At 37.1% G+C, this 12,544-nt stretch carries 12 protein-coding genes and 1 riboswitch; of the genes, 4 read left to right on the forward strand and 8 right to left on the reverse strand.

Annotation, left to right across the window (positions count from 1 at the left end; translation table 11 throughout):
- Nucleotides 1-22: 22 nt before the first annotated feature.
- Both G3I01_RS15210 and G3I01_RS15215 read right to left on the reverse strand, forming a co-directional pair.
- Nucleotides 23-676 (reverse strand): RNA methyltransferase, encoded by a 654-nt coding sequence (locus G3I01_RS15210; RefSeq protein ID WP_219549234.1) that lies wholly within the window; start codon nt 674-676, stop codon nt 23-25.
- A gap of 61 nt (nt 677-737) precedes the next feature.
- Entirely contained in the window at nt 738-2,690 is a 1,953-nt protein-coding gene (locus G3I01_RS15215) for a superoxide dismutase family protein (protein ID WP_219549236.1), read from the reverse strand.
- A gap of 133 nt (nt 2,691-2,823) precedes the next feature.
- Between G3I01_RS15215 and G3I01_RS15220 the strand changes: the two genes are divergently transcribed.
- From G3I01_RS15220 to purB, 3 genes are read left to right on the forward strand one after another with little or no spacing between them, the layout of a single operon-like run.
- Nucleotides 2,824-3,510, forward strand: coding sequence for an NAD-dependent deacylase (locus G3I01_RS15220; protein ID WP_219549238.1), 687 nt, complete (start codon nt 2,824-2,826; stop codon nt 3,508-3,510).
- Nucleotides 3,507-4,049 carry a hypothetical protein gene (locus tag G3I01_RS15225; protein WP_219549240.1) on the forward strand — a complete coding sequence of 181 codons (543 nt, stop codon included), beginning with the start codon at nt 3,507-3,509 and terminating at the stop codon, nt 4,047-4,049. The genes G3I01_RS15220 and G3I01_RS15225 overlap by 4 nt, the downstream gene beginning before the upstream one ends.
- A gap of 59 nt (nt 4,050-4,108) precedes the next feature.
- Nucleotides 4,109-5,446, forward strand: coding sequence for an adenylosuccinate lyase (gene purB / locus G3I01_RS15230; RefSeq protein WP_219549242.1), 1,338 nt, complete (start codon nt 4,109-4,111; stop codon nt 5,444-5,446).
- Nucleotides 5,447-5,513: 67 nt separating this feature from the next.
- On the opposite strand, the gene G3I01_RS15235 is transcribed toward purB, so the two are convergent.
- The 4 genes from G3I01_RS15235 to G3I01_RS15250 are packed head-to-tail and all read right to left on the reverse strand — an operon-like array spanning nt 5,514 to nt 7,631.
- Complete coding sequence (locus G3I01_RS15235; RefSeq protein ID WP_219549244.1) at nt 5,514-6,140, reverse strand: DUF4252 domain-containing protein; 627 nt, start codon at nt 6,138-6,140, stop codon at nt 5,514-5,516.
- A 3-nt stretch (nt 6,141-6,143) separates the two neighbouring features.
- Entirely contained in the window at nt 6,144-6,671 is a 528-nt protein-coding gene (locus G3I01_RS15240; protein WP_219549246.1) for a DUF4252 domain-containing protein, read from the reverse strand.
- Nucleotides 6,672-6,682: 11 nt separating this feature from the next.
- Nucleotides 6,683-7,135, reverse strand: a complete 453-nt coding sequence (locus tag G3I01_RS15245) for a hypothetical protein (RefSeq protein ID WP_219549248.1) — start codon at nt 7,133-7,135, stop codon at nt 6,683-6,685.
- Entirely contained in the window at nt 7,122-7,631 is a 510-nt protein-coding gene (locus tag G3I01_RS15250; protein WP_219549250.1) for an RNA polymerase sigma factor, read from the reverse strand. The genes G3I01_RS15245 and G3I01_RS15250 overlap by 14 nt, the downstream gene beginning before the upstream one ends.
- A gap of 139 nt (nt 7,632-7,770) precedes the next feature.
- Between G3I01_RS15250 and G3I01_RS15255 the strand changes: the two genes are divergently transcribed.
- Nucleotides 7,771-9,303 (forward strand): S41 family peptidase, encoded by a 1,533-nt coding sequence (locus G3I01_RS15255; protein ID WP_219549252.1) that lies wholly within the window; start codon nt 7,771-7,773, stop codon nt 9,301-9,303.
- A 69-nt stretch (nt 9,304-9,372) separates the two neighbouring features.
- Here G3I01_RS15255 and G3I01_RS15260 read toward each other — a convergent pair whose 3' ends face one another.
- Complete coding sequence (locus tag G3I01_RS15260; RefSeq protein ID WP_219549254.1) at nt 9,373-10,443, reverse strand: DUF5074 domain-containing protein; 1,071 nt, start codon at nt 10,441-10,443, stop codon at nt 9,373-9,375.
- 2 nt (nt 10,444-10,445) lie between these two features.
- A complete protein-coding gene (locus G3I01_RS15265; RefSeq protein ID WP_219549256.1) occupies nt 10,446-12,275 on the reverse strand; it encodes a TonB-dependent receptor in 1,830 nt (609 codons plus the stop codon).
- 31 nt (nt 12,276-12,306) lie between these two features.
- Nucleotides 12,307-12,532: riboswitch (cobalamin riboswitch) on the reverse strand.
- Between the last annotated feature and the right edge of the window lie 12 nt (nt 12,533-12,544).

Genomic DNA, 12,544 nt, shown 5'->3' on the forward strand with positions numbered 1-12,544 from the left:
GGCGAGTAAAAGTTACAAATAATTACTGATTCAGAAATCTTTCAATAATTTGTTCTGAATTTTTAATGGTCTTTTTAGTCCAATTCATTCTGATCCTTGCTTTTTCCTCTTCACTAAATTGCCATTCTACGTTAGATCTTTTGAGTTTTGAAGTTAGGCTTTGTAATATAATTGCTGCCGAAACAGAAATATTCAAACTTTCAGTAAAACCAACCATTGGTATTTTGATTGTAGTATCTGCTTCCCGCATTATTTCTTCAGACAATCCATCTTTTTCGGTTCCAAAGAAAAGAGCTGCAGGAGTACTAATATCGAAATCTTCCAGTAATTGAGAATCATCATGCGGACTGGTGGCGACTATCCTGTAACCTTCAGTCCTCAATTTTTTCACACAGTCTTTTGCAGAATTATACCGGTTAATATCAACCCATTTCTGAGCACCCATAGCGATCTCTTTATCTATTCTACGCGGAATTTTTTCTTCTATCACGTGAATATTCTGTATCCCGAATACATCACAACTACGCACTACTGCGCTGGTATTGTGCAACTGGTAAACATCCTGAGCAACCACAGTCAAATGATCTGTACGTTCAGCCAGAACTTTTTCGAATAGAGATTTACGTCTTGGCGTAAGGAATTCCTGGAGGTGATCTAAGATTTCTTTATCATTCATTTCAGGGTAAAAATAAAAAAACCCGGCATATAGCCGGGTTTAATTTATCAGATTAATTTTATTATTCGTTGCTTCCAATATTACCCTGGGCAACAAGAGTGGCCAGGTCTTCAGCACTTAAATGAACATTTACATATCCATCATAAGTTAGAACATCTTCATAACCAAACTCTGTGTCATCATCTAGCATAGCAACATTAGTCCTACTTCTACCTGTTGTACCATTTACAGGGTTAAAAGTAAAAGCTATATCTCCAGGAGCTTCAGCAACAGATCCCATATGAATATGAGCAGGATGCATTCCTCCATCTGGAGTACCATTCAATACTATTGTAGCAAGAGCCTCTCCATTATTTCTTTCTTCAAATTGAACATAACCAGAAATACCAGCTACATCTTTTGTATCAAGATCATATACTTTAGACATACCGGTTAACTCATTTTGACCTATATCTCCCTGAGCAACGATAGTTCCAAGAGCATCTGCACTTAAATGAACATTTACATATCCGTCATAATCAAGAACATCTTCATAACCGAACTCTGTATCATCATCAAGCATAGCAACGTTAGTTCTACTCATACCAGTAGTTCCATTCACCGGGTTAAAAGTAAAGGCTATATCTCCACCTTCAGCAGCAGTATTCATATGAATATGTGCAGGATGCATACCTCCATCTGGAGTACCATCTAACATAATAGTAGCAAGAGCTTCTCCATTCACTCGTTCCTCGAATAATACAGAACCAGAAATACCTTCAACAGCTCTTTCATCTAAATCATAAGATTTAGACTCACCTGTAAGTTCATTCTGTCCAATATCTCCCTGTGCAACGATAGTTCCAAGAGCATCTGCACTTAAATGAACATTTACATATCCATCATAAGAAAGTACGTTAGAATAACCAAAGTTAGTTCCATCATCAAGCATAGCTACATCTGTCATGCTCATTCCTGTAGTTCCATTCACAGGATTGAAGGTAAATGCAATATCTCCTCCTTCTGCAGCAGTGTTCATGTGAATATGCGCTGGATGCATTCCACCTTCTGGAGTGCCATCTAACATTATTGTAGCTAAAGCGTCACCGCTTTTTCTCTCTTCGAATACAACAGATCCAGAAATACCATCAACAGCTCTTTCTTCAAGTGCATATGTTTTAGATTCTCCGGTTAACTCATTTTCGCCTATATCTCCCTGCGCTACAAGAGTCCCAAGGTCATCGGCACTTAAATGAACATTTACATATCCATCATAATTTAAAATCTGGCTATAAGTGATAGCTGTACCATCATTAAGCTCAGATATGTTTGTTTGGCTCATTCCTGTAGTACCGTCAACAGAATTAAAGGTAACTGCTATATCTCCTCCCTGTGCGGCAGAATTCATATGTATATGAGCTGGGTGCATTCCTCCATCTGGAGTACCATCAAGCATGATAGTAGCAAGAGCGTCCCCGCTCACTCTCTGCTCAAATAATATACTTCCAGAGATCCCGTCAACGTCTTTAGTGTTAAGATCATAACTTTTTGAAACTCCAGTCAATACATTTTGTCCTATGTCCCCCTGGGCAACAAGAGTACTTAGATCATCAGGGCTTGCATGAACATTAATATATCCATCAAAATTAATAAGCTCCTCGTAAGTGATAGCTGTGCCATCATCCAGTGCAGTAACCTCAGTATCGCTAAACCCGGTAGAACCATCTACAGGCTCAAGGCTAATAGCAATGTCGCCGCCTTCTGCAGCAGAATTAAAATGAATGTGAGCTGGATGCATACCTCCATCTGGTGTTCCTTGTAAATTCAATTTCACAAACGTACTATTATCACTATTTTGATAAAAAGTTGCGGTTCCCGAAATTGAAGGATCAGATTTGGACACAAGATCGTAAGTTGTTGAAGTCCCCGTTCGATCGGTTTCCTCGACAGCTGTAGCGAAGTCATCATCCTCGTCACAACTTGTAAATAGCATTACAGGCAATGCTAACATTAAAAGTTTAAATAAATTTTTCATAAATAGAATTTGGTTATTATTAAAGTATTCAGAAAGCTTTTGCGCTTTCTGCGCTTAAAACTATATTAGTTACGGTAAGGAATAAAATAACGGTTGTTAACAAAAACAAAAAAGTGCGTTAATAAATGTTAAAATGAAGAAAATTGTAGTTTTATCAGGTGCCGGAATAAGTGCCGAAAGCGGAATAAAAACCTTCAGAGACGCAAACGGACTCTGGGAAGGACATGACGTTATGGAGGTTGCTTCCCCTTTTGGATGGGAAAACAACATGGAGCTGGTGTTGGATTTTTACAATCAGAGAAGAAAACAATTATTGCAGGTAGAACCAAATGCAGCCCATTATGCGTTGGCGGAATTACAGGAAAAATATCAGGTTGAGATTATTACCCAGAACATAGACGATCTCCATGAGAGAGCTGGAAGTAAAAATGTTACTCATCTACACGGAGAACTGCTTAAAGCCAGAAGTACATTTGATGAAAACCTCATCATGGACTGGAGAAAAGATATAAATCCAGGTGACTTTTGTGAACATAATTGCCAGTTACGTCCACATGTTGTTTGGTTTGGAGAAGCAGTACCCATGTTCCAGAAATCGGCTGAAATAACCGCCACAGCCGATATTTTAATGATAATTGGAACCTCCATGCAGGTTTATCCGGCTGCCAGCCTGGTGGATTTTGCACCACGGCGAACTCCTGTCTATTTTATAGACCCAAAACCTAATATAGCAGAAAGCGGAAATCTTCATATAATAAGCGATACAGCCGTTGAAGGTGTACCGACATTGGTGAAAAAACTAATGAATACTGAGAAATGAGAGCTCGATCAATTCTTGATCAGGTTAATGCGACTATAAAGAAAAGAGAAGAAGCCGCTGAAAAGATCTCTGGATCTGATGAATTGCTGAACGAGGTCATGCAATATATCTTTAAACATGATGAAGCCTTTTCTCTTAAAGCTTTAATGGTCATTGAGGTTTTAGGCCGTAAGAATTTCAGTTGTCTGTATCCCTATATATCAGAATTGGTTATTTCCGGAAAAGGATATACCGATTCTTCTTCAAGAAGATGCCTGGCCAAGATCTATAATTTTTCTATAAATAAGCACTTAGACCCTAATTCAAATTTTCAATTTAATACGTCCATAAGATCTACAATTATTGACCTTTCCTTTCTTTGGTTAATTTCCGAAGAACAAACAGCCGTCAAAGTTTTTTCAATGCAAAATATTTATGATCTGAAAAATGAAAGAGAGTGGATATCCGAAGAATTAAAGGGTATATTAGATAAAGACATCGTCTCCTCTTCCGCCGGATACAAATCCCGAGCAATAAAGATTTTAAGGAAATTAAGGTAGTAGTTTTTTTGTAAAATCTGAAGCGGTATCTTTACGCCTTTAATTTTTAAAAGTAAAAAATGACATCCCTTTCTGCAGTTTCTCCAATTGATGGACGATATAGATCTAAAACCAAGAAACTATCAGCTTATTTTAGCGAAGAAGCCTTAATAAAATATCGAATTCTTGTTGAAGTTGAATATTTCATCGCTTTATACGAGCAGGGATTACCCCAGCTTAAAGATGTTGATACAGAAAACTTTAAAAAATTAAGAGAGTTATATGAGAATTTCACCGCTTTAGATGCACAGGCAGTTAAGAAGATCGAAAAGATCACTAACCATGATGTAAAGGCAGTAGAATATTTTCTAAAGGAAGAATTCGGTAAACTGGGAATGGAAACCTCGAAAGAATTTATTCATTTTGGCCTTACTTCCCAGGATATAAATAACACCGCGATCCCGTTAAGCCTTAAAGATGCCATTAACGATGTTTATTTACCAGAACTTAATGAGATCCTGGAGAAACTTCAGCAACTGGCAAATGACTGGAAAGATATTCCTTTGTTGGCAAGAACGCATGGGCAGCCGGCATCGCCTACCAGATTGGGTAAAGAGATCGAAGTATTCGTGATAAGGATCAAAGAACAAATAAGATTATTAGAACAGATCCCTCACGCAGCCAAATTTGGAGGTGCAACTGGAAACTACAATGCTCATAAGGTTGCATATCCAGATATTGACTGGAGGAAATTCGGAAATAATTTTGTTGAAAATAAACTAGGACTGCACCACTCCTTCCCTACTACCCAGATCGAACATTATGATCATTCCGCAGCTTTATTTGATGCCTTAAAAAGGATCAATAATATACTTCTGGATTTGGATCGGGATATCTGGACTTATATATCCATGGATTATTTCAAACAAAGGATCAAGAAAGGTGAAATTGGTTCTTCTGCAATGCCACATAAAGTAAACCCTATAGATTTTGAAAACAGCGAAGGAAATCTTGGGATAGCCAATGCTCTTTTTGAACATCTTTCGGCCAAATTACCAGTAAGCAGGTTACAGCGTGATCTTACAGATAGTACCGTATTAAGAAATATAGGGGTGCCTGTAGGTCATACTCTTATAGCATTCCAGTCAACTTTAAAAGGACTTAACAAGTTACTGCTAAATGAAGAAAAACTAAATGCAGACCTTGAGAACAACTGGGCGGTAGTAGCAGAAGCAATTCAGACCATTCTTAGAAGAGAAGGCTTTAAGAATCCTTATGAGGCTTTGAAAGGATTAACAAGGACCAATGAGAGAATTACTGAAAAGAGCATGTCTGAATTTATTGACCAACTGGAAGTCTCAGATGAAATAAAGAAAGAACTTCATAAGATAACTCCGCAGAATTATACTGGAATATAAATTGAAAAGTTCTTAATATAAAAAAGCCCCGTTTCCGGGGCTTCTTCTTTTCAACTAATTAAATTCACTATTCTTCAATAGCGTCAAGATCTTTCTCTGAAGTTTCTACATCTTCAGAACTAACTTTCATTTCAACTTTAACCGAGTCATTTTCTAATTCCTGGCTTCCAAAGATATCGCCAAGACCTTTAATTCCTTCCACATTGATATTTTCTTTATCAAGAGATTTCATCAATTTCATGATCTTCTCTGGATCCATATCTTCTCCAAGAACCCTGGCGATTCCAAGCCCCTGATTATCATCATAGCCATAAACTATTAGTTCATCTATCGCGTCTTCTTCACCTGTAAAATATAAAGCGGCTTTACGATCTCCACCCCCATATTTCATAAGTAACTGATATTTTTCATCGCTAAAGATCTCGTTCAGTTTTACTTTTTCTTCTTCAAACTTCGCAGGGTTTTCGTCTTTTTTAAGCGCAAGTACATTGATCTTTTTTATACTTTCTAATGTGGCTTTTTCTTCAGCTTCCAAAGAACTGCTATTAGTAAACATACTCGTTGGTACATCTAATGCTAGAAAATCTGTATCTTCCTGATTCTCTACATAATATTTTTGAAGGGACTTACCATCGTTACAAGACGTAAGTACAGCTATAAATGCTATAGCAAATAAATATTTAATTGTTTTCATGGTTTATGATTTTTCGTTGGCTTTCTTTAATTCTTCTGCACCAGGAACTTTAAGGTCTGATGTTAATTTGGATAATTGAGACAGGTCTATTTCCCCGGTAATACTTAAGATCACCGTCATAGGCTTATCATCCTCTGTCCCTTCAAGGTACATGAACAATTCTCTTACGTAATTGTCATTCTTACCAGGAAGAGAATAGAATTTGATATTCTGCCCGTCATCGTTCACTCTCATAAGCTCTTCCAGAGATCCTTTTTGAAGATAAGACTTCACATCGGTTGCCATTTGTGACATCACCTTAGAATCTGAAGACTTATAGATCTGGATACGATCCAGGTTTTCTATTAGTTTCATATATTCTCTCGCTTCGGGATCATTTTCACTTAAATCTACTTTCGCCAGCATTTTGAACATTTTACTGGTCATAACCATGGCATCAACTTCTTTCATGTCCTCATATTTCTCAAAATTCTGAGACTGAATGAGCATGGGTGCCAGGGTTAACAGGAGGGTAATTACTAATCTATTCATGATTTCTGGTTTTAATCTATTTGAATTATTTTATTTTTTGTGTTATTAAACTCTTTGAGGTATACAAGATCAGACTTCCCCTCATTCATGAACTGGGAAACCATCGCCAGGGTTTCTTTAGCTTTTTCTAGAGCGATCTCTTCCTCACTAATTGTTCCCAGGTCATTATTATTGAGTCTCTGCGAGGAATCATTGAAGAAGAATATCCCCAAGGCTACAATCAATATCGCTGCTATAGAGCTCCAGGCATACCAGTTTTTTCTATTATGCGAGCTGACCGCCGGAGTACTTTCCAGCCTTTTTCCGGCCTGGTTAGCCGAAAAAGTGAACATCAACTGATAGCTTCTTAGATGCTCCGGAACCTCTTCTTTAAGAAAATACTCCCTAAGCATTTTTTCTTCAGCCAATGAGGTCTCACCTTCCTCATATCGCTCTAAAAGCTTTTCGATTTTACTTAATTCCATAGTTGTGTTTTTTTATTAAATTTTCTCTAATGGCTTTTCTTGCCCGGGATAGAGACACTCTAATTGCCGTTTGGTTCATTTCCATGATCTCTGCGATCTCTTCGTAATCATATTGTTCGATATCCCTTAACTGAAATATCATTTTTTGTTGTTCAGGTAATGTGGCAACAATCCTGCCTAACCACTCCATTTCATCGTTCACTTCAATTTCAGACTGTAGCGACTGATGTTCACTTTCATAATTTTGATGAACTATTCGAAGGTTATTATTTTGCTTCAGTTTTAACTGATCAAGACAATAGTTCTTGGTCACTGTCATCGCAAAGGCTTCAACATTGGCATAATGCTTGATTCTATCCTTACGATCCCAAAGTTTAAGAATCACCTCTTGTGTGGCATCCTCGGCTGCCTCCTTCGAGGTTAACAATCTTAGAGCCAAACGATACATTTTATCCTTCACCGGATTAATAACATTAAGGAAGGTGTGTTCTTTCATTAGGTTGTGGTTAGTTTTATACTGCCTTCTCAACTTTACGACGAATCAGAAATAGTTTTGTTACAAATTATTTTTTAATTGTAGATATGTAACTATTTTTAGAAAAAATTGTTGAAAATTAATAACCCTAGAATTAATTATGAAAATTTATAAATTTATTGTTCTTCTTTTTTTAACCGGAGGATTATTGACTTCCTGTTCAGACAGTGATGATGTCGAAGATTTTCCTGTTGAGAAACCAGGTACCAGCTTAACAGCTGAAGAACAACTAGAATTGGACATAAAAGACTTTGAATGGGAAGCCATGAATTTCTGGTATCTCTACAAGGAATTTAAACCAAAATTACAGGATGATGCTTTTAGTTCTAACAGTGAGTACATAGATTATTTAGATTCATATGGCTCTCCTGAAGACTTTTTCAATAATGCCCTTAAATATTCTGAAGATGAATTCAGCTGGATCGTAGCTGATTACGAAGAACTGGAAAATACCTTTGCCGGAATCAGAAAAACTTCTGGTGCAAATATTAGATTAGGTAGAATATCTACAGGATCCAATGATCTGGTTGGTATCATTAGATATGTTATTCCAGGCTCTCCTGCAGATAATGCCGGTTTAGAAAGAGGAATGCTATTTTCTGAAATTAACGGCTCACAGTTAACTATAGCAAACTATAATGATCTTCTTGATTTGGATAATTTCACTTTTGGTTTAGCTGAATTCACCGCTCAAGGTGTTTCCTCAACTGGTGAAACTGTAGAGATCACTAAAGTTGAACTTACTGAGAATCCTATCCTGGTAGCTAAAACCATTGATCTCGATGGGATCAAAGTAGGATATCTAATGTATAATAGTTTTACCCATGATTTTGATGATGAGTTGAATGATGTATTTGCTCAGTTCAAATCTGATAACGTGACTGAACTAGTGCTAGACCTAAGATATAATGGAGGCGGTAGAGTTTCTTCTGCAGCAGACTTGGCCAGTATGATCACCGGTCAGTTTAAGGATGAGATCCTAATTAGAACCAGGTACAATGATAATATTGAAACGCTTTTGAGTTCTGCAGCAAAAATCACCAGATTTGATGACCAGATCTTTGATGGTGATGAAAGTGATCATCCAGACCATCAGCCAATGCCTATTAATAGTTTAAACCTTACCAAACTGTATGTTATTGCCACAGGTTCTTCGGCATCTGCCAGCGAACTTATAATTAATGGTCTTGCACCACATATTGAAGTGGTTCATATTGGAGAAAAAACAGTCGGTAAAGTTCAGGCTTCGATTACTCTTTATGATGCAGATGTTCCTTATTATGAAAAAGAGAATCTAAATCCAGATCATAAATATGCTATCCAGCCGTTAATTTCAACTTCGGTTAATAAGAATGGTGAAGCTTATCCAAATGGCCTTATCCCGGATATTGAAAAATCTGAAATGTGGGATAATTTTGGTGTCCTTGGAGACCCATCAGAGCCATTACTCGCAACAGCACTCAATCAAATATCAAGCAACCGTCAATTCCAGGAAGTAATGAAAGCCGGTAAATTCAACCCGGAATACGTTGCTGAGAGTTATGAAGGTGAAGATGCATACAGGAATATGTATATTGATGATCTTCCGGAATTTGATCTAAGCAAGATCAAAACTCCAGATTTTAAGAAATAAATAGTTTCTATAGATAAATTGAAAAACCCCGCTCAATGGCGGGGTTTTTTATTTCAAAATAACAATGACTTAATTAAAATAAATTCCATTAGGATTGATTCCGGCCGAATATTGATCCAGCAAACTACCATCGCCAAGATCATAAATATAAAGATCTCCATCCCCTGTAAAATCAGCTCGTGGGGAAGCCACATATATCTTGTTATCATGAATTTCAAAACCATAAAGAACAGCAACTTCATCCAGGCTATATTCCGCAGATTCTGGTAATTCCTCTCCTAAATCATATTGATAGACAGATTTACCTATGGTAAAATAAGCACTGTTACCACTAAGCTGAAGGTTTTCAGGATGTATACTACTCTCAGGAAATTCAGAAAATTCTACCACCTCGTTTGTTGCAAGCTCTATTCTAGATAGTTCCCCGGCAGTTTCTACATCTGCATAAGATGGTTTACCCGAGGCCAGAACCCAAAGATCGTTACCCTGAACAACCATGGAATTTGGAACATCGCCAACTTCAATTTCTTTAACAACCACATTGGATTCACTATCTATTACAGAAACAATATTATTAAACGAGAAACCTCCTTTATGAGCAACGTAAAGTGCATTGTTAACTGATATCAAATTTTCAGGTCCTTCTGCAACCGGTATAGTTTCAATAAACGAGAAATTTACAAGGTTGAAAACTGCTACAAAATCATCATCAGGATTTCCACCGTCTCCCCAATTGGTTACAAACAGTTTATCTCCTATAACTTCCGCAAACCTTGGATTCATCAAATTAGTGTTGATCGTCCCTAAACTTTCAAAAGTAAAGCGGTTTACGATTTCGATTTTGTTCGAAACATTTACCACTATGATCGCTAGAACATCATGCATTTCCATGCTTTGAGCCGTATCTCCCAGATCAAAACCATTGATATTATTAAAGATCTGAGCTGAATTTTCTTCATTCTCTTCATTTATAAAATTCACCGAAGCATTGGCTGAGCCAAAATTGCCTTCATTAAGTACAAAAATCCCTGATTGAAACTGAGCATCGGTTTCCGGAACAGGGGCGCAGCAATCATCATTTTCGCAGGAATTGAATAATAACGCGATAAAGAATAAAAGTAATAAGTGTTTGTAGTTCATGTTTAAAATTTAAAAGTTAGTGTAGAATTAATAGACCTTCCCGGCATAATACGGGATGGCAGGCTTTGATATTTCTTGTTGAAAATGTTATTAAATCGAAGATCTACACCAATTTCAGGATTCCTTGAAAATGTGTAGCCCAAATACAGGTCGGCAATTTCATAGCCTTCCAATTCATAATTATTATCTGAAGAAGTATAAATACTCCCATTATAGAGTGACTGCAGCAGAATAGAAAAGTTCTTTATTTCATAACCAGCAGCCAGGGTCACTTTGTGTTGTGGTGTATAAATAAGCTGGTCACCTGTTTCCTGATCTACAGATCTTGTATAAGCATAACTAGTGTTGAGACTAAAGGCATTTTCTGATAATTGCGTATTCCAAGCCGCAAACAACTCCAACCCGTAATTATGCACATTAGCTGTATTCACCGGTCTCCACATACCAGATTCATCAGGAATCCAGCGAATAAGGTCATCGATATCTATAAAATAACCGGTGAGGTTAATTCTTAATACGTTGAAATTGAATTCATTTCCTAATTCTGCCTGAATTGACGTTTCTGGATCCAGATTAGTATTACCTCCCTGTAACCAGAACAGATCATTAAATGTAGGTATCCGAAAATTACGGGAAGAATTAAATCTTAGCTGGTAATTCTCAGAGAATTGATACGAGCTTCCTATGGAAAATAATAAAGGTGAATCGTAATTATTGGTGATCTCCTGCCTTAAGCTCAACTCATAACTAAATTTCTCCAGTTGATGACTCCATAAAGCAGAAATCCCTCCTATCTTTCTTTCGGCATTTTCAATCCCTGTGCCTACTCCCTGAACATCGGTATAATCGGCAATAAGGTTAAGCTTCTTATTTTTAGCAAATTCATATTCCAGATCATATTTAATAATTCCAGTTTCTGCATCTCCGGAACTATAATTATCTGAATCCCTGTTCTCATAATATTTGAAACTTTCATCGATCCAGGCTAGTTTGAGGCTACTGGTGAATTTTCCAGCAAAAGACTTCCATTCAAGGAGATTTCTAGAATTCCGATCCTCATATTTGCTGTTGGAAGGTAAATTCAAGGTTCCAGAAAAACCGCGATCACCCTCATAATAGTTGGAATAGAACTTTAAAATATTGGTATCTCCTAGCCATTGAGCTATAGAGGCATTTAAAGAAACATTATAAAAATCCCCATTTTCATTGTATTCCTGAGTCTCCAGGTATTTATAATCATTTTCAGAGCTCACTCCTGCTAAACCAATATTTACGCTGGTCTTTTCAGTAGAGAAATTGCCATTATAGGATGTCTGGTAAGTATCAAAACTACCATAACCCAGCCTAATTTCATTTTCTGAATTTCCGTCAAAACTAAATTCGTTGCTTAAATGAATCGTTCCTCCAATAGCACCACTGCCATATACAACGCTTCCTCCACCCGGCCGGAGACTGATATTATCAAATACTTTGGTGTTTACGGTATTGAAATCTGTCTGACCTGTAAATTGGGAATTGATATTAATTCCGTTCCATATAACCGCGGTTTGAGAAGCTCCTGTTCCACGCACAGAGGCTGAAGAGACCATTCCGTATCCATTTTCACGAAAAAAGAATGGGGTATTGAATTTAAGTAAGGAAGTTAATAATGGTTCTGAACGCTGAATTACAGTGGAACTGATCTCTTTAACAAACTGCCCTTCAGAATTATTTTTCAGCTTCACATCACTGAGCAGGACCTCATCGAGCCAGTTAATGGAATCATTTTGCGATGTAGCTTTTAAGCAACAACACAGCAATAATGTAAATAAAAGATATAAGTTTCTGTTCATAATCTGCCGACCTTTATCCCGAAAGTCACTCGATACTAGTTGAAATTCAGGCAGGTCTCCTGGCTCACGTACTGCAATTCACCTTCCCATCTTTTAAGACAGTGGTTTGAAGAATTATTGCAGCCATTCCTTTAATAGCGGAACTAAGCTTACAGTTGCGGGAACAGCTCAGGTTTATGAAGTTTACACTTCCCCCTGATTCCCTTTTAATCCACGCGGAAATAAATCAGCGTTGAACCAAAATTTCGTGGCAAAATTAAACAATTAAG

It is taken from the genome of Gramella sp. MT6, from assembly GCF_019357415.1.
In the GTDB taxonomy this organism is placed as follows: domain Bacteria; phylum Bacteroidota; class Bacteroidia; order Flavobacteriales; family Flavobacteriaceae; genus Christiangramia.